The sequence below is a fragment of the Carboxylicivirga linearis genome, from assembly GCF_018271995.1.
Taxonomy (GTDB): domain Bacteria; phylum Bacteroidota; class Bacteroidia; order Bacteroidales; family Marinilabiliaceae; genus Carboxylicivirga; species Carboxylicivirga linearis.
Window position 1 is genome coordinate 755936 of sequence record NZ_JAGUCO010000001.1, and the last position, 24244, is coordinate 780179.

The following is a 24244-nucleotide window of genomic DNA, read 5'->3' on the forward strand; positions in this document are numbered from 1 at the left end:
ATTTTAGATTAAAACATACAAAAAACGCTAATGAGTACACTCAAAATAAAAAATTTACTGCTTCGAACCTGTGTGGGTTTTAATCCTCATGAAATAGGTAAACGTCAGGATGTTAATATAAATATTACAATAGATTACGATACTTCTAAAGAAGAGCAAAGTGATAAGCCTGAAGATGCCTTAGATTACCGCACAATCACAAAAGAAATCATTAATAAGGTAGAAAAAAGTCAGTTTAATTTGATTGAAGCTCTGGGAAGGATGGTATTGGATTGTATAATGGCCAACGAAAGGGTTAAATATGCAGAAGTAGAAATTGATAAGTTACATGCCTTACGTTTTTCTGAGAGTGTTTCAATGACCTTGTCACAATCGAGATAGTTTATGCATACTGCTATTCTTGGAATAGGATCTAATATTAATCCAAATGAAAATATTCATCAGGCAATTATCTTGTTGTCTGAAGTGGGACATGTTGATCAGTTATCGGAAATTAAAGTTACAAAACCAATTGGTATTACCGATCAACCCGATTTTAGTAATGGTGCAGTTTTAATTACAACAGATCTTAATGAAAGTGAGTTAACAGATCAATTAAAGTTGATTGAAAATAAATTGGGTAGAGATCGTTCAAGACCTAAATTTGGGCCACGCGAAATAGATCTTGATATTGTTATTTTTGATGATGTAATTGTTGATGAAGATTATCACTCAAGAGACTTTCTGAAAGAACTTGTGGATAGCGTGTGGTTTAGAAATACATAGAGCCGGTTCGCCAAAACCAGCTCTACACCTTTATCACCATTATTAACCTAACCTTTGTCAGGAGAAAATCTTAATATTTTGTTTGTCCTATTTCTTAAAAAAAATACTTTAATAAGAAAGGATAATTCTATTTTTAGTCGTGTTTATTGATTGTCATCTTATTTGACATTACAAATGTAAGTTCTTTGACGAAATAATTAATGATAAAAATCGCTAATTTTTAAATATTATTTTCCTAAAAATGTATTGGGTGTGAAATGTATTGATACATAGTTTGATAGTTTATGTTGAAATTTCGAACAATTTATTCTATTTGATAAAAGTCATGGTTACAGTTTGATATCAACACTGCAAAATTTGTCAAAGCTCACAGATCTTACTAAGGTAATTGTAAATTCAATAATCAATTATACATTAATAATATAAGGAGGTTTATAATATTTAGGTTAAGTCGGCCTAATACTATCTAAATCATTAAGCCAAATCAAGCTAATTAAGTAATGGATATAGGTGGGATTTATTCTTTATTTTATTTTGCTATTTTTATACTAAAATAAGCTAATCTTTAATCGCTCTTAATGGATTTAGTAATCCCAAAAACCAGAATTCCTCAGTTATTTCTGTTTGTACTTTTCCTTTGTGTCTCAACACATATTACTGCACAAAACGATCAAGCCAATGAGTTACTTAGCAGGTTGAAAAATGCTTCAACCAAAGAGCAGGTTGACATTTACAATCAGTTATCAAAAACTTATTTGTATAACGACCCGCAAATGGCTATTAAATATGCTAGGCAGGCATTGCAGTTAGCCCTTCAATTGAAAGATAAAAGAGGAGAAGCTGAAGCCTATAACAATCTGGGTATGGGTTATTATTTTGTAAATGATTATGAACAGTTACTAGCATCTTACCGTAAATCGTTGAGTTCATATCGAGATATTGGTGATGACAGAAGTATCACAATGCTCTCATCAACTTACTTCAGATTAAAGCAATCAGAGAAAGCGTTAAAGAGTTATAAACGTTCGCTAAATCTATATATTAAGGACAAAGATTGGATTAAAATAGCTGAGACCTATAAAAAAATGGCTGATGTTTATAAGAATATTGCCGATTACAGAATGGCTCTTTCCTATTATAAACAAGCACTAGATTTGGTGGAAGATGGTGAGGGTGAAGATGCTCAGGGTGATAGAGTTATATTGTTAGGTGAGATAGCAGAGATTTTCTTCTATCAAGAGCAATATGATACAGCATTGGTTTATTATCATCGGATGGAATCAATCCTTAATGAATTAGGTGACCACCGAAGCAAATCCATTCTATTAAGCAATATTGCTAATGCCTATTTCTATAAAGGCGATTTGGATGAGTCCTTCAAATCCTATCAAAATGTATTAAAATATCAAATAGAGAATAATGAACATTGGGAGGCAGCCATGAGCCTTTTAAATATAGGGATGATTTATTCACGAAGAGGTGATTATAATAATGCGATTAAAAGTCATAAGAAAAGCTTAGCGGTGGCTCAAAGTATTGAGAAAGCAAATGATTTAATACGAGATAACTATTTAGCTCTTTCACAAATTTATGAAGAGTTGAAGGACTTTAAAAAAGCATATCAATACCGAATAATGTACTCCAAGTTGTCGGAATCATTAATGATGGAGGAGAATGTGAGTAATTTTGTAGATGTATTGGGTTTGCAGGAGCTGGAAGAAAAGAAAAAAGAAAATGAAATTCTTCAGGCTAAAAACAAGAATTATCTGCTTGAGTTAGAGAAAGAGAATTTGGTGCGATGGAGATTGTTGTTTGGATCCACAATTTTGATCATTTCAATCTTGGTTTTCGTTATTTATTATCGGTATTACTTAAAAAGAGAAGAAAATAAAAATCTTGAGAAACGAATTGCAGAGGCTCTTAAAAAGCAGGAAGAGCAACAGCAAATAATTATGCATCAATCTAGTTTAACTTCGTTAGGAGAGTTGGCTGCCGGAATAGCTCATGAGATTAACCAACCTATGCAAAATATCTCTTTGTCAACAGAAAGTATTAAGTACGAGTTAGCTGAATCTACTCCAAATAAAGGATTTATCAATCAGTCTGTTGAAGAAATTTTCGAAGATATTGTCAGAGTAAGGCAAATTGTTGATCACATTCGAATTTTTAGTAGTGGGCAAAAAGATGAAGTTGAAGAAGAATTTAATGTTAGTGAATGTGTAAGAAATGCTGTTTCAATGATAGGAAACCAATATGCCAATCACCATATTAAATTGCGCCTTGATCTGATTGATTCAATTCCATTAGTATTGGGTAATCCTCACAGGTTGGAACAGGTTATTCATAATCTTTTATCTAACGCCCGTGATGCAGTTGAAGAGAGGAGATTAGCGGAGGAACAACTACAAATGGAGGTTGCCATTAGAACACATACTGATCAAAAACAGGTTTATCTCGAAATTGCTGATAACGGAATAGGTATACCAGCAAACCGGAAGACTGATATTTTTTTACCTTTTGTTACCAGTAAGCAATTGGGCAAAGGAACGGGCTTAGGCTTATCAATTTCTTATAGTTTGATAAAAGAGATGAATGGTCGTATTGAGGTCGAAAGCGAACATGGAGAAGGAACCCGAATGATTGTTGTACTTCCAGTCTTTAAAAAACGAATGGATTAAAATTATCTGAATGCAAATTATGAACGAACTAAAAGTGTTGATTCTTGATGATGAATCAAGAATTACTGAAAAGCTGAAATATCATCTGGAGAAACGAAATTTTAAGGTTACCACGGCTAATACCCCTAAAGAAGGATTAGAAAAGTTGCATGAAGAGAAACCTGGAGTTTTAATATTGGATGTGATGTTACCCGGTATGAATGGGTTGGATATTTTGGAAAAAGTAAAAGCTGAATACCCCAATCTTGAAATTATCATGATAAGTGGATATGGCGATATGGACATGGTTATTCAGGCAATGCGTAAAGGGGCTTCAGATTTTATTCGCAAACCATTTCAGATAATGGATATTCAGCTGGCCATTGAACGTACCGAAAAGTTCTTGATGATGCAATCTAAACTGACTGAAGCAGAAGATCGAGAAGTACTGGTTTCAAAAGAACTGGAAAGTATGATTGAAAAGGATTTTATTGGCGATAGTCCTCAAATCAAACAAGTTCTTAAAATGGCATTGAAAGCTGCTGAAGATGGCGATGTTAATGTGTTAGTGACCGGTGAGAATGGAACAGGAAAAGAGATTATATCCCGAATTATTCATTTTGGAAGCCCGCGTAAAAAGAAAGTATTTGCACCTGTAAATAGTTCTGCGATACCTGCTACCCTATTGGAGAGTGAGTTTTTTGGACATGTTAAAGGGGCTTTTACCGATGCCAAAGAAGAAAAGAAAGGGTACTTTGAATTGGCAAATAAAGGAACACTTTTTTTAGATGAAATTGCTGATATGCCCTATTCCTTGCAGGCTAAATTACTTAGAGCCATTGAAGAGAATAAAATAAAGAGAGTGGGAAGTAATCAAGAGATTCCTGTAGATGTTCGTATTATTTCAGCGACCAATAAAAATATTGAACAACTGATAGATGACAATAAATTCAGAATTGATTTATTTCATCGGATCAACACTATTGAGATAAATATTCCTCCTCTTCGTGAAAGGAGAGAAGATATCCGCCCATTACTAAATCATTTTGTAGAGAGTTTTGCCCGTAAGAAAGGAAAGACTAAGCCTGGAATTTCCGAAGCGTTGGTTTCTAAATTGGAACGATATCACTACCCTGGTAATGTACGTGAATTGCGGAATATGGTTGAACGAGCCATGATATTATCGGATAATGATACTTTACAACCCGATGATTTTCTGATAAAAGAAGATAGTCATGCAAAAACAGATAAATCGGTACCGATTGGAGGTCTTAATTTGGATGATAATGAGAAGCTACTGATAGAGCAAGCTTTAAAAGAAACGGATCTGAATCAGACAAAAGCTGCTACATTATTAGGTATCAGCCGTGATGCAATGAAACGTAAAATAAAGAAATTTGGTATTGAAATAGTAAGGGATCTGCAATAAAAAAAAGCCCCATTCGAAACGTTTCTCGAATGGGCTCTTCTAACCTAGGAATGTATATAAACAACGGCTATGTTGTACTATTTCATTGCGGGCTCTGGAGCTAATTCATCCATCACCTTCTGCAAATTGTTTTGGCTGAAGCCATGAGTAGCAATATTACCCGGACCACTTATACAGCCTCCTTCGCAAGCCATAACTTCAATAAAATCGAAGTTGGGTTCTTTTTTTGTGTAAGCTTTTAAAAGCTTAATGCTTTTCTTATTTAATCCATTAATTATATGGGTTCTAATTTGTGCATCTTTATTGAGGTTAAGCAGAATAGATTGATGCACACCTCCAGAAGCGGCAAATCCCCTGTTTTGAGGTTTCAGTTGTTGATTCACTATTTCAGAATCAGTAAAAGAGGTCGGGTCAATTTGCAAAGCCGTCCAAATGGATCCTAATTCTTCAGTTGTGATAACAAAATCAACCAAACCAGAAATATATGCTTCTTGTCTTTTAGCCAGGCAAGGGCCGATAAATACCGTAGCATGATCAGGATAAGTTTCCTTGGCTTGTTTAGCCGTAAAGTACATTGGTGTTGGAGTGTGGCTAATATGCTCTTTTAATTTAGGCAGATGCTTTTCAGCCAATGAAACGTAAGCAGGACAGCAAGAGGTTGTCATAAACGGTTTTTGCTGATTTATGTTTTCCATTAATTCTTTTGTTTCCTCCTGGGTAGTAACTTCAGCTCCTTCGGCTACCTCAACTACTTTATCGAAACCAATTGACTTTATCGCTTCTAATATTTGACTACTCGATGCTTTGTACTGGCTTAAAACAGCTGGAGCAACCAAAGCAACCATTTTTTGTTTCTTTAATTTTAAAGTATTATAGAAATGAAGTATCTGAGATTTTTCAGCAATGGCACCAAACGGACACGAGGTCATACATTTACCACAATGTATGCATTTGTCGAAGTCAATTTTCTCAATTCCATATTCATCTTTTCTAATAGCCTTTACCGGACATGATTCTTCACAAGGAACAGGTAAGTAGGCAATTGCATGAAAAGGGCATGCTTTCTGACATAATCCACAGTTCACGCATTTATGGTGGTCGATATTAGCTTTACCATTAATAACTGTTATGGCATCTTTAGGACAATTTACCTGGCATGGTCGACCTTCACATCCCTGACAGAGATTACTTACAGTGTAATTTACCTGCACACACGAACTACAAGCCTCATCAACAACCGTTAAAAATTCTCCGTTTGAATCAATCCCTTCAATAGCCTTCAATGCATAATCGCGTAAAGGTGTTAATTCATCTTCTTCATCGCTGATGTTAAATCCCATTGCTGCCATTAATTTGTATTTGATCACGGCGCGATCTTTATGAACGCAGCACCGAATAGGAGCTTTGGTTTTAGGGCGCATGTCTAATGGAATTCGGTCGATGTGTTCAAACAGTTGATTGGAATCAAGCAATTGAATCAATCGAATTAATAATTCCCTTTTGGTTCTGACAGCGTTGTTGAAATAGGTCATTTGTTATATAAGTTGATTTTGGTTCTATTTATAAGTATTCGATAGTTACCGATTTTAAAAACTTGTTCTCAAGGGTATGGGCTATCTTTTTAATTACATTTCTTCTTATTTCGAGTTCTACAGGAAGATTAGGATCCTGATGCGCATTGTTTATCTGAGTTCCTGCCAATATTAGAATAGAATCGCTTGTTAATAATAACCGAACCATATCCTCTGCGGGACCATGGCCTTCAACTACATTTAATTTAGTTTTCTCCAGAAGAGCAGAAACTTTGCCCAAGGTTAAAATTCCTTCGGTAATTAAATCCACACCTTCCATACTTGCTTCAGGAGGTAAATCAAGTTGATTGTTGCTGATTTTTACTTCTACCGGTCGGTTTAATTCGCGCGATATTATTTTAGATGTGGTTCCTCCGCATATTATTTTCTTTCCCTCGAAGGTGGCAAGTCTTTCTGCCATCACACTATCGTAGTTTTTGTAATATGGAGGCCCGGATGCTAATACTAATTTTCTGGGTTCGCGACAGTAAACTACCTGACAAGTAGCATCGTCTTTTAATTGATTGGCATCATTGGCTTTGGCTCGATCTAAGATCTTACTTGCCAGTTGATGGGCTGATATCGCAGGTTTATCTTCAATGGTATTTGTAATGAATTCTTTTAGTCCTATCTCTCCCCACCCTGATGGATGAACTCTTGTGCCCATTCCGGATTGGGTAATGCCATCTGATACAATAACGATGCGATCTTCCTTCTCTAACTTCAGCCTTGAAGTTTTCACTATGGCCTCTATCTGGTCTGGTCTGTTTATTTTAAGATTTGTATATGTCAGATCTATAAAGTGTCCATCTCGGTAAATAAGAACACCAGGATTATCATATTCAACCAAATGAGCTTCGCCAGAACAATTGATATCAATAATGCTAAATGTTGAATAACTCATTTTACGCTCAGGATCAATCGGTAGGGTACGCATTATAAATTCAGAGGCGTGCTCCAATGAATTATTTTGTGATGTAAACTGTAATGCCATACCGGTTGTCATGGTTGAAACAACATTGGCTTTAATTCCGGATCCCAATCCATCAGACAAAACCGTGATGAACCGGTCTTCATCCTTTATTTTGCGCGATTGGCATGAGTCGCCACAAACATTTTGCTTGTGTTTATTAGCCTGACAGGTTTCTGATTCTATGTAGAAATGTTTATTCTGCATCTTTCTTTTCCTGTGTTTCTAGAATTGAATTCAATAAAGAGTCGGTATAAGAGGCATTCTCTCCTAATAAAAGGGCAATTTTTTGTACCGTCTCCATATTTTTATTTATCACCTCGCGTGTTCTTTTCTCGATAATATCTTTTTGAAATTCGGGTTGAGCAACACTTTGCAGAATACCGGTAACCAGTTTGTGCTTTTGAACATTAAAGATGGATAGCTGAAGTTGCTTACCATTTTCTATAATAGGCATCTCGTAATATTCTTTACCGGTAAGTAAAGCCGTTTTAAACAAAGACCCAAAGGATCCAATTTTATCAATATGAGCACCTCTCATTCCTGGATTGGCATCGTAACATAGTTGAATATCCTCACCCAAAATACGGGCACAACCTGCATTCATTTCAACTACTTGATAAGCATCGTCTAAAACAATAACTCCTGAAGGAATTTTTTGTAATAGTATAGTGGCTTTATGATGTGCAACATGTCGCATATACGATACGCACATTTCTGGTTCGGCATGATTCTGCAACATGGCTTTTGCAAAATCTCTGCAACTGTCGTATCCGCATCCACTGCAGTTTAACTCATCACTAATTTCTGTTTTACCAATCGTATGCAGAGCTTCTTTAATTTGTTTTTCTGAGAAGCTTTTTTTGTCAAAGGATGGTATGTTAAAGAAATCTCTTTCAATGTTTAAACCTTGAATTTCTACAGTTTCAATATCTTCAGTACTCCTTTGTTTGCAGGTATTTCTTAAAGACAATTGTTTACTGATGGAAATCTTTTGATCAGACATGCCGGGACCATTAATACAGCCTGTTTCGCAAGCCAACAACTCCAGAAATACCAGATCGTCATTTTTTTCTGAATCCAGGTTGTCAAGTAAGTTTTTAATGTTTTTAAGTCCGCTAAAATACATGTATTCAGCCTTTGTGTCTGATTCCTTTTTGTTGATGGTCTCAATCATTCCACCATCTATTGGATAGATGGTTCCATGCTGCGCTTTTTGTGGAATGAAGGTTTCGCTATTACAGTTTAGTTGATCATTTATGGAAATCTTTTCTTTCTCCAGCCAATTATTCAACTCCTTAAAAGTTAAAGCAACATCTATGCATTGAGCAGCCGAATCAGCTTCCGATTTTTTACCGATGCATGGACCAATAAATACAATGCCTATATCATTACCGTATAGATTCCTTAATTGCTTTGCATGAGTTAACATGGGCGACATAAAAGGGGTAATGGATAATGAGTGTTGAGGATAATGCTTGCGAATTAGCTCAACAACCACAGGGCAGGCAGATGAGATATAAGTACCACCCTGCCTGATATTTAAAAACTGATGAACTTGTTTTGAAACCTCCTGAGCGCCTAAGGCAGTTTCAGATACACCTTTGAATCCTAATTTTTTAATAGCTGATATTAGCGCTTCAGAGTTTGTTCCATATTCAGCAATATATGAAGGAGCTAATGATACGTATACCTCTTTTTTGTTTTTGATTAACAGTCGGGCTCGTGAAATACCATCTCTAACTTTCTTGGCTTGAGTAGGACAAACGGATACACAGCGGCCACAATACACGCACATTGAATCGATAATAGATGCCTTGTTATCGGTAACTTTAATTGCTTTGTTAGGGCATTCTCTGATGCACTTATAGCAATCTTTACAATCGTTGGTTTCGGTGTATATGGGTTGTAAGTTCATAGCTATTTTATCTTGAATACATGTTCTACCACGATGAATTACAATATTGTGAATCGGCCTTTTTATCTATTATGAATTAGATATATGTTTTTTTTATTGCGAAAGGTGTGCCTATAGTTGTAATGATCAGTACATCAAGGAGAAAAGAAATGCTAAGGTGGAGCTGCTAAAAATGATATCTGTAATAATGTCCTAAAGTAGGACAAATAAATATCAATAACGTACTAATATAGGACAATGTCAGATAATAGGACGCTCTTTGACGAGGGGAATATTGTATGATTTAGCTTTTAAATACAATGTGTTTCTGCTGATTCCTAATGATTCTGCAGATTTAGTAACATTATAATTAAAATGCGTTAAGGTATTTGTAATTAACTGCCGTTCCATTTCCTTAACTGTTCCTAAAAGAGTCGATTTTGAATCATCATCAGACACATAAAGTTCGTCTGATTGAACTTTCTTTTGGTTCAATGTTAATTGATCAAACTCAATGTTACCGTCTAAATTGACATATTGCTCAATGGCATTCTCCAGTTCTCTGATATTACCTGGCCAGTTATAATTAAGAAACTGTTGTAGGGTTGAATACTTTAGTTGTGGAACATTCTTTTGAAGATGTATTGATTTTTTATTCAGAAAGAAACGTATGAGCGAGGGTAAGTCTTCCATCCGTTCCGATAATGAAGGGATGCGTAAAGGAATAACGCTTAGCCTGTAATACAAGTCCAATCTAAACCGGCCTTCTTCCACTTCTTTCTTTAAATTTTTATTGGTAGCCGCAATAATCCGAACATCAACAGGTCTGTTTTTATTTCCTCCCAATCGCGTAATGGCATTTTCCTGAATAGCTCGTAATAGCTTTACCTGCAGTTCTGGTTTCATATCACCAATTTCATCCAGGAATAAAGTACCTCCATTTGCCAACTCAAACTTTCCGGGATGACCTCCTTTTTTAGCTCCTGTAAAAGCTCCGTCGTCGTAACCAAATAACTCACTTTCAATTAAGCTTTCGCTGATGGCAGCGCAGTTAATAGCCACAAATCCATGGTCTTTTCTACTGCTTGCATTATGCATACTCTGTGCAAAAACTTCCTTACCGGTTCCGCTTTCCGCTTCAATTAAAACGGTTGAAGGACTATTGGCTATATTTTTAGCATATTCAACCAATTTACGCATCACCTTGCTTTTGGCAATAATATCGTTAAACGTAAACCGGGCCTGCATTCCGGTATATTTGTTAACAAGGTTATATACATTTTCAAGCTTGCGAATAGTCAGTACCAAACCAATCAATTTTGATTGTGCCTGATTCATAATCGGACTAACGCTGACATTATATTTTGCTATGCCATCGGATGTAGATATAGCTACTTCTTCATTAACAAACTTTTCTCCGGAACTAACTACCTTAAAAATATTTTTCCATTGCGATACTAATTTTTGAATAGGTATGGTCAGCAAATCTCTTCGTCTGATATTGACCCAACGGCAGGCTAAATTATTGGCATAAAGAATCTCACCATTAGTATTAACTGATAAAATACCAATACGCAAAGCATTCATCATGGCAAAAGTATACTGATTGGTGTCTTCTATCTTTTGCTGCATGGTTGCATCATGAAATTCAGCATGAATAGCCTTTTCAATAGCAGCACTGGCAAAATTTAACCAGGTAAAGTCAATATCAAGAGATGAAATTAAATAAACACTAAAAGGTACTTCATGATCTTGTTGGTGACAACTAATAATATTATATGCTGCTGTAATTGTGGTAACAATTCCTTTGTGATGAGGCGAATCATTCCAATCGATTTTTTGCTCAAACTGATTCCAGTTTCTACCCTTAGTTAAATTTAAATCCGAATTTTTCTGACTTGAATAAGAAGCTGCAATTATATTTTGTCGATTCACTGCAACTAAATAAAAAAAGGTGTTTTTCATGCTACCGGAAAAATCATCAAGAACCTGATGTAACAAATGTAATCCGCTATCCTGACTATTGTTCGCTTTTACTTCCGGCATATATAACAGCTAATTAGATCTCATACAAAAGTACTCATTTTTCGAAAACGCCCTATTGTTTGCGCCCAATTGGGCGGATTGATTCCTGTACATCAGAAATGAAAAAAGTAGTTGTAAATTTTTGTTGAGATGTTGTAAGGTGCAGTATTATAGATTAAAAGGGAGTATGTGTGGGGCCTGTTTTATTTGGGGATGATGGACTGGTACAGCAATTGGATATAAGTAAATGAACGCATCATTTCTTGGGGATATTGAGCCAGGAGTAATTAAAATATTACGCAAGTGATGCAAATAATAACCTTTAAATCATTTGCCTATGGAAGTAAAAAAAAGTAAAAAGGCTGACCTCGAACGAAAAAGGTCCATGTTTTTTCAGATAGGTTTAATTGTCACCTTAAGTGCCGTTTTTGTAGCATTTGAATGGACAACTTCTGATGTGGTAACTGCCGATACGGGATGGATAGAGGAAGAAGTGCTTGAAGAAGAAGCTCCTCCTATTACCCGACAAGAAGAGGTAAAACCACCTCCACCACCTCCACCACCAAAAATGTCTGATATAATTGAGATAGTTGATGATGATGTGGAATTGGATGAAGAGTTGGATATTGAAGATACAGAAATGGATCAGGAACTGGAAGTCGACCTTAGTCAGTTTGATTCATCCGAAGAAGAATCGGGAGATCCGATACCTTTTTTCATATTAGAGGATAAACCGGAATTTCCGGGTGGCGAACAAGCTTTATTGAAGTTCTTGGCCAAAAACGTTAAGTACCCGGTTATTTGTCAGGAAAATGGCATACAAGGTATGGTTACAGTATCCTTTGTAATAGACGAAAAAGGTAAGGTTAGCAATGTAAAAGCAACTAGTGCACGCGATGCCAACTTAGAAAGAGAAGCGGTAAGAGTTGTGAAGCTAATGCCTGACTGGAAGCCCGGTAAACAGTGTGGGAGACCTGTAAAAGTAACTTACAGTGTACCCGTACGATTTAGATTACAATAATTAATTAGATTATTACTGTTGTTCCTTAATTTTTCAATGAGATAACGATCTCGTTTTTTTCAGAAAACAAAAAGCCGGTCTGTCCTGAATGACCCTGCAAACTTCCGATTTAAGTCGATCAATCAGGACTCACTGGCTTTTTTGTGTCTTATTGTTAGTGGGCGATTCTAATCACCCGGATAAAAATGATGTAATAAAAGCGCCCAATTGGGCGGGTGAATAGACTTTTGTTTGCAACTAAAAAATACTCAAAATAAAATATAAATGAATATAAAGTGCATGTATACAGGGTGTATGAAGTTGTTTAGGTAGTTGTATTCAAGAACGGATTCTGTTCTGGTACAAGCATTGATTTAAGAAAGACAGAAACATTATTAACTCTTAAACCTTCGCATTATGAAAGTAAAAAAATATAAACACGCCGATTTAGAACGCAAGCGTTCCATGTTTTTTCAAATAGGTTTAATTGTTGCTTTGGCAGCTTCGCTTGCTGCATTTGAATGGAGCACAGAAGAAGTCTTAGTTCCTGAAGATTTGGCTGGGCAAATAGATCCATACGAAGAAGACTTGATTTTACCAGAGAACATAAAACTAGAAGAAAAACAGCCCCAGCCAGTTCAGCCACAAAAGATTTTGGAACCTATTATTAAAGAAACAAATAATAATGATCCGAATGCCGGGGAGATGAACTTTTCATCAGAAGATTGGCCCGAGGTTCCGGTTGACATTCCTGAACTACCAGACGAGCCTGTTGAAGATAATTCGGTTTACATCTTTGTAGAGAGAATGCCTGAACCTCCCGGAGGAATGAAGGGCCTGATGAAGTATTTTGCTGAAAATATCAGGTTTCCGGTTATTTGTGCAGAATTAGGAATTGAAGGAAGAGTGTACGTTGGGTTTGTTGTGGATAAGGATGGTAGTGTTACCGATGTTAAGGTTCTTCGAAGCCCTGATGCAAATTTATCGAAAGAAGCTATTAGAGTAGTTCAAAACATGCCAGCCTGGAAACCGGGTAGGCAAGGTGGAAAACCTGTTAAGGTATCGTATACCGTTCCTGTAAACTTTAAATTACAATAGTTGAATGTCTTTCTTCAGCTATTCCTTAACCTATATATAATCAAGTACCGTACAAGGATAATAAGTTTATTAATAATCCGTGCCTAAAGTGATAGCAACACATAAAAAGGATTCCTTGTGCGGTACTTTTAATCTCTTCAATCATGCGTAATTATCTTTCAAAATCTAATTTAATCTTGCTTTCTATTGCTATTTTTTTCACTTCGGTGTTTGTAGCAGTATCGTGTAAAAATACAGTTAGTAATATTAAACCAAGACCTTTAGGTGCTCCCGGAGAGGTTTTGTTAGTAATAAATAATGATAACTGGAACTCAAAGGTGGGCAATACAATAGATGTTTTGCTCGAAGATATTTTTCCTGCCTTACCACAGGCTGAAACCATGTTTAAAAGAACCAGAATTGAATTTTCAGACTTTCAACGCCATTTTCGAACATACCGAAATATATTATTGGTTTCTATCAGACCCGACGTCTCAACTAATAAAGTTGAATTTAGACGAAATGAATGGGCTTTACATCAGCAAGTAGCCGAGGTAATAGCTAAAGATGCTAAAGATCTGGAAAATCTGTTCGTTCAAAAATGGCCCAAAATAAAAAGCTTTTTTTATAATGGTGATATTGATGCTTTGGTTAATTCATACAATAGAGTGTTTGAACCATCGGTTGTAAATCTGGTAAAAAACCAATATCCTTTTAGTCTACATTTCCCCAAAGGATATCAACTTAAAAAGAAAGACAACAACTTTACCTGGATTGTAAACGAAAGATTAGATAGCCATCTGGGAGTTTTTGTTTATCAGTTTTCACTCGATTCTATTGAAGATACAAATGCTAATGCTTTACTTGAATTACGAAACAAGTTGCTATACGAACAGGTTCCCGGAGAATATCCCGGATCATTTATGACAACAGAAGAAGAATTTCCGGTACAAGTGAGAAAAAGTAAATTTGCCGGCCGAAGATGGACTGAATTAAGAGGTTTGTGGAAAGTACAAGGTGATTTTATGGGTGGTCCTTTTGTAGATTATTTTTATGTTGATTTTGAAAACAATCAGCTAATTATGCTCGAAGGTTATGTGTACGCTCCCGCTAAGCCCAATAAAGCAGTTTTTGTTCGTGAAGTGGAAGCGGTTCTAAAAACATTTATGCCAGTATAAATTCAAAATATATGTACAATTGATTCGAAAAAGGAGGTTGTTAAAATATCTTAATCTTAAGTGTTATTTATTGAAATAGATGTAAGAAAACCATATACTTACATCATGAAAAAATTTTCTTTAATAGTTTTGGGTTGGATGATATTCTGCTCTGCCTTTGCTCAGCAGGAAGAGGTTGATAACTTAATAGAACAAGGCGTTGTATTACAAAGTCATGGTTTGTACAACGATGCACTCACCAAATATAATCAAGCATTAGCAAAAGATAAAAATAACCTGAGAGCCAAATATGAAATGGCCTATGCTTATTTACAATTAGAGAATTGGGATGATGCTATCTATTATAGTTTTGAGGTGATAAAAGAAAAGTCGGCCTATTATTTAGAATCTTGTCTCATATATGGAGCAGCTCTTGATTATAACGGTAAAACCAAAGGCGCCATACGATTCTATAAAAAAATATTAAAAGAACATCCAAATGAGTACCTGTTACATTATAATCTGGCACTTGTTTATTACAAAATAGACCAAATAGAAGAAGCTGAAAAGTGTGTGGAAAAAGCTATTCAGTTGAACAAACTACATATGAGTAGTCATCTTTTGTTATCTTCTATTATGCAGGTTAAAGGCGAACGATTAAAAAGTATGTTACCTCTTTACTATTTTTTATTGTTTGAACAAGACAGTAAAAGAAGTATAGATGCCTACAATCAATTGCAAAATATATGGACGCATTCAGCCATGCACAAAGGAAATTCAATTGCTATTTCAGTAGGATTAAATGGTTCAAATGCGGGAATGTCGGCTCTGGAGCTTGGTGTTGGTACTATAGCTGCAACCTATATGATGGATGAAGAGAAAAATGAATCGGAAGGTTTAAAAAGAATGGCAGATCAAACTCAGGATTTATTTACTCTGATGAAAGAAGTGAAGGTAGAAGAGCTTGATTTTTTTGCTATTACTTATATTGATTTTTTTAACCTTCTTACTCATAACGAACATGAATATGTGTATTCGTATTATATAAGTAATTGTGTTTATAAAGAAAAAGTATTGGCATGGTTAACCGAAAATAATGGTCCTTTTTCGGAGTTTATGGAATGGATGGAGCTACAGCAATAAGCTCTGAATACTTTGGTCAAAAAATAACGATTTTTGTGTATCTAAAATGCAGGCTGCTCGTAGTAGAAGTAAATAATTGTTGAATTTTAATTGATGAATTTATGAGCAATATTATTACTAAGCATTTTCAATATACTGGTACGGATGATTTTGATGAATCATTGGACGACCAAATCAACAAATTCATTGTGAAGGAAGGAATAACTACCGATCAGTTGATTGACATTAAATTTAACGGACACTCAGATCAAACAGTAACTGTATATTCAGCATTGCTTATTTATAAGAAATAAAATTTTACTTGACGATTTTTATGTGAGCAAGTTAAAATATAAGAGGTAATCAGATTCTGGTTGCCTCTTTTTATTGTTTGGATGTCAGGAATTGTTGAAACCATAAACCAGAATCTTTAATAGTGCGCTTTTGTGTTTCAAAATCATTGTGAACCAAACCAAAACGAGGTTCAAAACCTTCTTTCCATTCGAAGTTATCAACCAAGGTCCAAACAAAATATCCCTTCACAGGAATGTTTTTGTCTTGAGCTTTTCTAACCTGTTTTAATATCTTTTGATGATACTTCATTCGTCTGGCATCATGCACATGTCCGGCAACTAAAAAATCAGGGTAGCAAACACCACTTTCGGTTATGATGATTTTTTTTATTTGAGGATACGAATTGTAAAATTTAAGCAAAGGGTATAAACCTTTGGGGTATACATCCAGATTCATAGCATTTAAATTAGCTTTTCGCTGAGTAGGATGCACCTCGTTGGCAAATAAAACAGGTGGGGTCAGACTATGCTTAGCAACTACCCTAAAATAATATTGAATGCCAATAAAGTCGAAATCAAAAGCCATCTTTTCATCATCACCTCGTTTAAAAAAAGTTCGGATAGTATTTAAAACCGGCATTACATCGGTAGGATAGCCCATTCCCAATAAAGGCTCCAGAAAGAATCGATTTAGTAAGGCTTCAATACGTTTAGCAGCTCTTTTGTGTTTAGGGAGCTTGTTAAGCGGTTTGACATAGGAACATGAGAGAGCAATTCCAATATTAGAATCTGGCTGCAGTTTTCGTATGGTTCTTCCTCCATCGGCAATACTTAACACAACATGATGGGCGGCTTTTAAAAAGGTAGCCACGCCTTTTCTTTCTGGTGCATGATAACCCATAAAATGTCCTAATCCAACAAATGTCATGGGTTCATTCATTACAATCCAATTGCTCACTTTGTATTTAAACTCGTTAATACATATCTTAACATATCTACCAAACCACTCAATAATATTTCGGTTAGTCCAGCCACCTTTATTTTCAATTGCCTGAGGTAAATCCCAGTGATATAAGGTGATGTAAGGTGTTAATCCATAATTCAAACAGATGTCAATAACTTTATGATAAAACTCCAATCCGTCCAAATTTACCGCTCCCGTTCCGTCGGGTATAATGCGCGGCCAACTAATCGAAAAGCGAAAAACATTCAGCCCTAAAGATTTGGCAGTGGCAATATCCTGTTCGTAAAGTGTATAAAACGAAGAGGTTTCTCCGATTACATCATTATTATTGATGTTGTTGGGATCCGAAGTAAAGGTGTCCCAAATGGAAGAACCTTTGCCATCAGCATCTGAGCAACCTTCGTTTTGAAATGCACTTATTGTTGTTCCCCATTGAAAATCATCTCCGAAATCCTTTTTCTTCATTCTTATTATATCAAAACAGCGAAAATACTCGAATGGATCATCTATGAGGTTAATTCATTATTAAGAATGAGATTGGCAGGAGTACACTTTTCACTGACAGATGCGTACCTGAGACTGTCAGCGTCATACTTGAGGTAGGCAGGAGCTTACCTTACAGTGTCAGCTTGTTGCCAGATACAGGCAGATGAATACATTTACACTGACAGATGCCTACTTGAGACTGTCAGCGTCATACTTGATGTAGACAGGAGCTTACCTTACTGTGTCAGCTTGTTGCCAGATACAGGCAGATGAATACATTTACACTGACAGATGCGTACCTGAGACTGTCAGCATCTTACTTGAGGTAGACAGGAGCTTACCTTTCGTCAACTGCAAAAATCAAAAAGGAATAATTAAATGGATAATCAGAATAAACATAAGATTGTGTTAAAACCTTATCTTAGCGCTATGAAGCAAATGCTGTTATTCGTATTGGTATTATTCAGTTTGAATAGTATAGCGCAGGTCAGACCGGAAAATAGTAAACGCAATTATGAGTCGGATCTGATTTATTACAGAAAAAATGTTACTAAAATATCGGCCATTGTTGGAGCTAGCGCGGTTCTGGCTTTTGCATTGGATGAATCTATGCAGCGTTTTTTGCAAAATAATCAGAATGGATTTGCCGATGGTTTTGCTAATGGAGCCAATGTTTTTGGTGAGAAAATGTTTATTGTGCCAGCGGTTGGATTAAGCTGGGGAGCTGGTTATGTTTTTAAAGATGATAAGCTACGCCAAACTTCGTGGAATGCAATAAAATCAATAGCAGTTACAGCTGTTTCTACCGAAGTAATTAAAATCTCGGCTGGTCGGGCACGTCCTTTTATGGATGAGGGAGCTTATTCGTTTTATCCATTCGATAACGAGGATCATTATAAATCGTTGCCATCAGGCCATACCTCACTTGCCTTTGCGGCTTTTACTCCCTTTGCCGAAACTTATAGTCGATGGTTGTATGTGGTGCCGGCCTCCGTTGCTTTTGCACGGATATATAAAAACAAACACTGGTTTTCGGATGTGGTTATCGGTGGAGGTTTGGGACTTATCAGTGGATGGATATTTACACATCACCCAAAAAGTAAATTGCAGGTAGCGTCAAATGGAATCATTTTCTATTTTTGAGAAATAAATAACTCAACAATGAAACAGCTTAAATCGATAGAAGAATTCAAAGTAGGCATTGCCCTAAGTGGAGGTGCCGCTCGTGGCATTGCTCACATTGGAGTGTTAAAGGCTTTGGAAGAGAATGGAATTTACCCCGAAGTTGTTTCCGGCACCAGTATGGGAGCTATTGTAGGTTTGTTTTATACGGCAGGATTTTCCCCCGATGAGATGCATACCATTCTTCGCGAAGAAAAGTTTTATAAGATATTGGGAATTAATTTGAAGGGAGCTGGATTATTTAATCTTAAGCCATTAAAAGAAATATTTGAGAATAAGATTGAAGAGAATAATTTTTCAGTGCTCAAAAAAAAGTTTTTTGTGGCTGTATCTAATCTTAATACTGCGCGTGTTGAAGTAATTAGTAGAGGTCCTAATTTGTTTGAGTATGTAATTGCCTCGGCATCCATTCCTTTTGTTTTCCCGGCTCAGCATATCAATGGTCAAACATATATTGATGGCGGATTATTCAATAACTTACCTGCAGAGTGTTTGTTAGGGCGTTGCGATAGGGTGATTGGTGTAAATGTTAATCATAACGGTATTGTTGATGAGGTAAAAGGAGCACGAGCTATAGCTGAGCGATCTTTCTCTTTGGCTTTGGAGCAAAATGTTAAGTTAAGTCGTAATTATTGCGATTTTTATATTGAACCAAGAAAGTTGCGAAAATTCTCATCGTGGGAATACGATAAAGTAGATGAGCTAGTGGAGATTGGTTATAAGAAAGCCAAAAAAAGTGTTGAGCAGTATATTGTGCCCGAATTACAAAGTCATTAATCTCCCATTTAGTCTATCGTCTAAGAGTCTAGAATTCTAATTGTCTATTTAATAATTCCCCAGGCAGCAAATTGCTGATTGGGGCCAAACGAACTAAGGGGAATAAATCCTTCAACAATCTTTCCATCCTTCATCTTTAGTGGATATTCTTTCATTTGTTGAGTAAAGAATTCTCTGGCTTTTCCAGGTTTGAATGTATCAATTTGCCAGAAACCAGTACTATTTTTGGCAATACGATCTTTAAGTTTCATGTTAATCAAACCCATATTGCAGCGGAGGTTGGCCTCTATTATCGGGTGAAATCGTACATTTTCATCATCCTCAAATAAAAAAATAGCATCCACTCCAACGGGGCCCGAATATTTCTTATGCAGATCTAATGCTTGCATTGAAGCAATTACTCTATCAGCAGCTTCTTGAATCCATTCGTCATTTTCAGGAAGTAACACTTTTATGTTTTCGGGAATTCCAATGTGTTCCTTGGCAAATTTTCCTTTACCATCAGAGTCGAAATAGTTTAGGCCTAAAAACTGATATTCGCTGTTCTCAATTACAAACTGCAGCGAAGCATCCTGTATTTTATTATAAATCGGCTCGGCAATAACATAGCCATGGGCTTTAATTTTAGCTTCTATCCAATTCCTATTCTGAGTAATTTCTTTTTTTTGCTTGATAAATAGCAAACCTCTGCCCGAAGAACTGTAAAGAGTTTTGAGAATAATACCTTTAGTATGCTGCTTTAATAATTCTTCGACTTTTAAGATGTTATCAACTTTAATAGGAGACTTTGGCACAAAGTTTATGGGGTATTGTGGTGCGGGTTGATGAATATACTCAGTTATTATATCCAAACTGGTTTGTCTGCTGAATAATTGTCGTGTTGCAGGCAGTTTAAAATCATATTCTATTCCGAATTGTCTTAATCGATGAGCAATTACCGGACTCCAGCCCCATGGAGAAACGTTGTAATCTTTGTTCAGAGTCTTTATAGATTCCCAATTAATATAGGTGGGTTGTTCAAATCCTGCTTCATTCCAGAAATCTACAAATTCAGTATAGGATTGATTATTGGTTATTAATATATCCTTTGCCGAAGCCATCAATGATACTAATGGTGAGATATCTTCTTCAAATTTCCTGAGTAGGGTTGATGGCATATAGCTTAATGTGCCATTTTCAACTGCCATGTCGCAGGTAGGATTATAAATATATATTGAGTTCATTGCGTACAAAGGTAAATAGTACCTGCAAGAAAACTCTACCATGCATAAAAAATAATAAAGCTTACTTGATGAAATAGAGCCTGTCTGTAAAATGGTGTGCATGAATACCAGAACACTGGCGAATTTGAGTGTCGGGATTTTGAGCAATAACGTAGCTGTTATACTTCGTTTGCAAACAAATTAATTTCTTCATTTTTAGGGAAGTTAACTGTTATTACCATGTTAAAAGTTGATATAGCCTTGTAAATACCTGATATTATTTATTCTTTTGTTGTCGACTAAGAGCTATGAAAAGCAGAAAAATAAAATATCAGGTAATGGGTTGGGCATTGTTGTTAACAATGCTACCATCATTGATTGGATATAGTATTATTCAGCATCATTGCTACACCTGTCAATCAAACGAATTAATTACTGCATTCTCCGATTTCCATATCGAGCATCATCACCACGAGCACATTTGCTGTTCGGCGAATGACGAGCACGAGAGTTATCACCTTCAAAACCCTGGAGACTGTTGTCATATTTCTACTTCATGTAAAGAGGATATAAAAAGAATAACATTTGAAAACAGTATTATCAGTTCGTCGTTAGAGTTAAAGGTTGCAATGTTTCATTTACCTTACACAACGTATGATGATAATGTTTTAGTTGATTTTGTTACTAACCATTCAAATAGAAATTTCCACAATGTAGTTCTCTACGAGCCTGACGAACCAACGTTAGAGGAGAATTGCGTTTTTCTTTTATAGATACTTCAGAAAGATTTGACTTTAAGATTTAGAAGTCAGCAAGGTAGATTAATAAAAATTAATTGAAGTATTTATAATTTTCAAATAACATGTTAAGAATAAGATTGGGACTGTTGGCTCTCATCTTCTCTTGTAGTGTTTTTGCACAAGTTTCTGATGTTTTAAAAGGAAGTGTAAACGCAAAGGAGAAAGATGGTATTGTTGAGTTAGTGGGAGCAAATGTGTATTGGTTAAATACTCAGAATGGAACTATTACACAAGCAGATGGAAGCTTTAGCCTACCGTATGTCAATGGTAAAGGGCAATTGGTAATTAGTTATATAGGTTATATTTCAGATACAGTAGATGTCGTTAGTCGAGATTATGTAGAGGTTATTTTGCAACCTGACCAGGAGCTAGATGAAATTCAGGTATCGGGAAGAAAGGCAGGTACTCATATCTCGCGCATTGATCCGATGTCAACAGTTAAAGTTACTGGTGAGGAGTTGTGTAAAGCGGCTTGCTGTAATCTTAGCGAGAGTTTCGAAACCAATGCATCGGTTGATGTGGCTTATTCCGATGCCGCAACGGGGGCCAAGCAGATTCAGCTTTTAGGATTGTCGGGTAATTATGTGCAAATGATGACGGAGAACATCCCCAACTTCAGAGGTTTGGCTACTCCTTACGGATTAACTTACATCCCTGGTCCGTGGATGGATGGTATTCAAATTTCGAAAGGAACATCAAGTGTAATTAACGGATACGAAGCCTTGACAGGACAGATTAATGTAGAGTATAAAAAGCCTGTTAATGCCGAGAAGTTTTATCTCAATTTGTTTGGCACAGACATGGGACGTGCCGAGGTCAATACACATGGTTCTATCCATATTAATGATAAACTAAAAACGGCCGTCCTGGCACATTATTCAAAAGATATGATATCTAATGATTTGAATGATGACGGATTTAGAGATGAGCCACTGCTGAATCAGGTGAATGTGATGAACCGGTGGGAGTATAATAACAAAAAAGGATGGGTTACTCAGTTAGGATTCAAATATATTGGAGAGGAACGTTTAGGGGGGCAGATGGATTTTGATGATGATGTACCGTCGGCAGATTTGTATGGTATAAATATCGATACCAAAAGATTGGAAGGTTTCTTTAAATCAGGATATGTTTTTGATGATGACTTTACCAGTCTGGCTATTGTTGCCAATGCCTCAAAGCACGACCAAAATTCGTTTTATGGACTTAAAACTTATGATGCAGCTCAAACCTCCTTGTACTTTAATCTGATTTTTCAATCGTATTTAGGCAATGAGAATAATAAGTTCAGTACCGGTATGTCGTATCAAATGGATGATTTCGACGAAGATTTGTTAATAGATTTTCAACATCCAGAACTGATGACTAATTATTCGCGACGCGAATCGGTACCTGGTTTATATTTTCAGTATACATATGTATTGCCCGAGAAATTTACATTGATTGCAGGTGTGCGATCAGATTTTCATAACTTATACGGAACTCTTTTTACTCCACGATTACATCTGAAGTATAATATAACGCCTAATACAATTCTTAGAGCATCGGCAGGTAAAGGTTTCAGAAGCCCCAATGTGCTAGCTGAGAATAGTTACCTGCTGGCTAGTTCGCGCGACATATATATTACTGATGACATCGAGATGGAAGAAGCCTGGAATTATGGAGCGAATGTTACTCAATACATTCCTGTAAACGGAAAAGAGCTCACTATTAATATGGAGTATTATCGAACCGACTTTATTAATCAGTTGGTGGCTGATGCTGATATAAGCGCACGTTCCATAAGTTTCTATAATCTGGATGGAGATTCGTATGCCAATAATTTTCAGGTCGAAGCAAAATACGAATTATTAAAAGGATTGGATGTGGTTGGAGCTTTTCGATATAACGATGTAAAAACTACTTACCACGGCCAGTTGATGAAACGTCCATTGATAAGTGATTACAAAGGATTGGTTACTCTTTCCTATGCCACACCGCTCAAAAAGTGGCAGTTTGACTATACATTACAAATGAATGGAGGAGGTCGTGTGCCTTCTACTCAGGAAAACTCCATAGGAAACCAACGCCCTGATTCGTTCGATTCTTATCAGATTATGAATGCTCAGGTAACTAAGTTTTTCAGAAAGTGGAATGTGTATGTAGGAGCTGAGAATCTGGCAAATTTCACTCAGGCTAACCCGATTATTGCTGGTGATAATCCTTTTGGTAATGAGTTTGATAGTTCATTAACCTGGGGGCCAGTACTTGGTCGAAGAATATATTTTGGAATGAGATTCTTTATTGATAGAGATGAATAGGTATAAAATAAAAACAATAACAATGAAAAAGTTACTCGTAATTGTATTTATGGCAATGATGGTATTTAATATTAATGCCAAGGATAAGAAAAAAACAGCTGAAGTTATATTTAAAGTAGAAATGGATTGTCAGGGCTGTGTAAAAAAAATCAATAAGAATATACCTTTCGAGAAAGGTGTTAAAGGATTAAAGGTTGATCTGGAAGGGCAAAAAGTTACTGTCAATTACAGAGAGGATAAGACTAATAAAGAAGCATTGAAAAAAGCATTTGAAGAATTGGGATATAAAGCTGTGGAAATAAAAGAAGAAGATCACAAGGCTGATAGTGCTGGTAACGATCATCATAACCACAAGCATTAATAAAGCATTTTCTGATGCCAAATAAAGGTAAAGACTATTCTCAGCGGATAGTCTTTATTGTTTTCTTAGGTGGTGGAATTTCTTATTGTAAGTGATTCTTAAAAAAGTCCATTTTATTTTTGCCCCTAACCACCTCGTGTTTAATCCCGAAACACAAATTAACATACCTTACCTTCAAAAAGATTGGTTTTTGATTTGGACGTTCCAAA

General features: G+C 36.0%; 20 protein-coding genes. 14 read left to right on the forward strand and 6 right to left on the reverse strand.

Annotation, left to right across the window (positions count from 1 at the left end; genetic code table 11):
- Positions 1-30 precede the first annotated feature (30 nt).
- From KEM10_RS03305 to KEM10_RS03320, 4 genes are all read left to right on the forward strand, one after another.
- Entirely contained in the window at positions 31-381 is a 351-nt protein-coding gene (locus KEM10_RS03305) for a FolB domain-containing protein (protein ID WP_212213458.1), read from the forward strand.
- A 3-nt stretch (positions 382-384) separates the two neighbouring features.
- Positions 385-765: a 2-amino-4-hydroxy-6-hydroxymethyldihydropteridine diphosphokinase gene (gene folK, locus KEM10_RS03310; RefSeq protein ID WP_212213460.1), complete on the forward strand. Its 381-nt coding sequence runs from the start codon at positions 385-387 to the stop codon at positions 763-765.
- A 578-nt stretch (positions 766-1343) separates the two neighbouring features.
- Positions 1344-3443 (forward strand): tetratricopeptide repeat protein, encoded by a 2100-nt coding sequence (locus KEM10_RS03315; protein WP_212213462.1) that lies wholly within the window; start codon positions 1344-1346, stop codon positions 3441-3443.
- A 19-nt stretch (positions 3444-3462) separates the two neighbouring features.
- Positions 3463-4851 (forward strand): sigma-54-dependent transcriptional regulator, encoded by a 1389-nt coding sequence (locus tag KEM10_RS03320; RefSeq protein ID WP_212213464.1) that lies wholly within the window; start codon positions 3463-3465, stop codon positions 4849-4851.
- 77 nt (positions 4852-4928) lie between these two features.
- On the opposite strand, the gene KEM10_RS03325 is transcribed toward KEM10_RS03320, so the two are convergent.
- The 4 genes from KEM10_RS03325 to KEM10_RS03340 all read right to left on the reverse strand — a co-directional run bounded on the left by KEM10_RS03325 (position 4929) and on the right by KEM10_RS03340 (position 11335).
- Positions 4929-6383, reverse strand: coding sequence for a monomeric [FeFe] hydrogenase (locus KEM10_RS03325; RefSeq protein ID WP_212213465.1), 1455 nt, complete (start codon positions 6381-6383; stop codon positions 4929-4931).
- A 28-nt stretch (positions 6384-6411) separates the two neighbouring features.
- Entirely contained in the window at positions 6412-7599 is a 1188-nt protein-coding gene (locus KEM10_RS03330; protein ID WP_212213466.1) for a SpoIIE family protein phosphatase, read from the reverse strand.
- Positions 7589-9310, reverse strand: a complete 1722-nt coding sequence (locus KEM10_RS03335) for a [Fe-Fe] hydrogenase large subunit C-terminal domain-containing protein (protein ID WP_212213468.1) — start codon at positions 9308-9310, stop codon at positions 7589-7591. Before KEM10_RS03335 ends, KEM10_RS03330 begins: the two co-directional genes overlap by 11 nt.
- 240 nt (positions 9311-9550) lie before the next feature.
- The gene (locus KEM10_RS03340) at positions 9551-11335 is read right to left on the reverse strand and encodes a sigma-54 interaction domain-containing protein (RefSeq protein WP_212213469.1); all 1785 of its coding nucleotides are present in this window, start codon (positions 11333-11335) and stop codon (positions 9551-9553) included.
- A 316-nt stretch (positions 11336-11651) separates the two neighbouring features.
- Here KEM10_RS03340 and KEM10_RS03345 point away from each other — a divergent pair, with 316 nt between their 5' ends.
- From KEM10_RS03345 to KEM10_RS03365, 5 genes are all read left to right on the forward strand, one after another.
- A complete protein-coding gene (locus tag KEM10_RS03345; RefSeq protein WP_212213471.1) occupies positions 11652-12335 on the forward strand; it encodes an energy transducer TonB in 684 nt (227 codons plus the stop codon).
- 396 nt (positions 12336-12731) lie between these two features.
- Positions 12732-13412 (forward strand): energy transducer TonB, encoded by a 681-nt coding sequence (locus KEM10_RS03350; protein ID WP_212213472.1) that lies wholly within the window; start codon positions 12732-12734, stop codon positions 13410-13412.
- Positions 13413-13555: 143 nt separating this feature from the next.
- Positions 13556-14569 (forward strand): DUF4837 family protein, encoded by a 1014-nt coding sequence (locus KEM10_RS03355; protein ID WP_212213475.1) that lies wholly within the window; start codon positions 13556-13558, stop codon positions 14567-14569.
- A gap of 105 nt (positions 14570-14674) precedes the next feature.
- Positions 14675-15691: a tetratricopeptide repeat protein gene (locus KEM10_RS03360; protein WP_212213477.1), complete on the forward strand. Its 1017-nt coding sequence runs from the start codon at positions 14675-14677 to the stop codon at positions 15689-15691.
- 101 nt (positions 15692-15792) lie between these two features.
- Complete coding sequence (locus KEM10_RS03365; protein ID WP_212213478.1) at positions 15793-15984, forward strand: sporulation protein Cse60; 192 nt, start codon at positions 15793-15795, stop codon at positions 15982-15984.
- Positions 15985-16054: 70 nt separating this feature from the next.
- Here KEM10_RS03365 and KEM10_RS03370 read toward each other — a convergent pair whose 3' ends face one another.
- On the reverse strand, positions 16055-17392 hold the full coding sequence (locus KEM10_RS03370; RefSeq protein ID WP_212213480.1) for a glycoside hydrolase family 1 protein: 1338 nt from the start codon (positions 17390-17392) through the stop codon (positions 16055-16057).
- Between the two features lie 450 nt (positions 17393-17842).
- Here KEM10_RS03370 and KEM10_RS03375 point away from each other — a divergent pair, with 450 nt between their 5' ends.
- Positions 17843-18556 carry a phosphatase PAP2 family protein gene (locus KEM10_RS03375; protein WP_212213481.1) on the forward strand — a complete coding sequence of 238 codons (714 nt, stop codon included), beginning with the start codon at positions 17843-17845 and terminating at the stop codon, positions 18554-18556.
- Between the two features lie 18 nt (positions 18557-18574).
- A complete protein-coding gene (locus tag KEM10_RS03380; protein WP_212213483.1) occupies positions 18575-19372 on the forward strand; it encodes a patatin-like phospholipase family protein in 798 nt (265 codons plus the stop codon).
- 44 nt (positions 19373-19416) lie between these two features.
- Here the strand turns inward: KEM10_RS03380 and KEM10_RS03385 are convergent, their stop codons facing one another.
- Complete coding sequence (locus tag KEM10_RS03385) at positions 19417-20595, reverse strand: hypothetical protein (protein ID WP_212213485.1); 1179 nt, start codon at positions 20593-20595, stop codon at positions 19417-19419.
- Between the two features lie 287 nt (positions 20596-20882).
- Between KEM10_RS03385 and KEM10_RS03390 the strand changes: the two genes are divergently transcribed.
- From KEM10_RS03390 to KEM10_RS03400, 3 genes are all read left to right on the forward strand, one after another.
- Complete coding sequence (locus tag KEM10_RS03390; RefSeq protein WP_212213489.1) at positions 20883-21347, forward strand: hypothetical protein; 465 nt, start codon at positions 20883-20885, stop codon at positions 21345-21347.
- A gap of 89 nt (positions 21348-21436) precedes the next feature.
- Positions 21437-23674, forward strand: coding sequence for a TonB-dependent receptor plug domain-containing protein (locus tag KEM10_RS03395; protein ID WP_212213492.1), 2238 nt, complete (start codon positions 21437-21439; stop codon positions 23672-23674).
- A gap of 22 nt (positions 23675-23696) precedes the next feature.
- Positions 23697-24035 carry a heavy-metal-associated domain-containing protein gene (locus KEM10_RS03400; RefSeq protein WP_212213495.1) on the forward strand — a complete coding sequence of 113 codons (339 nt, stop codon included), beginning with the start codon at positions 23697-23699 and terminating at the stop codon, positions 24033-24035.
- Positions 24036-24244 lie beyond the last annotated feature (209 nt).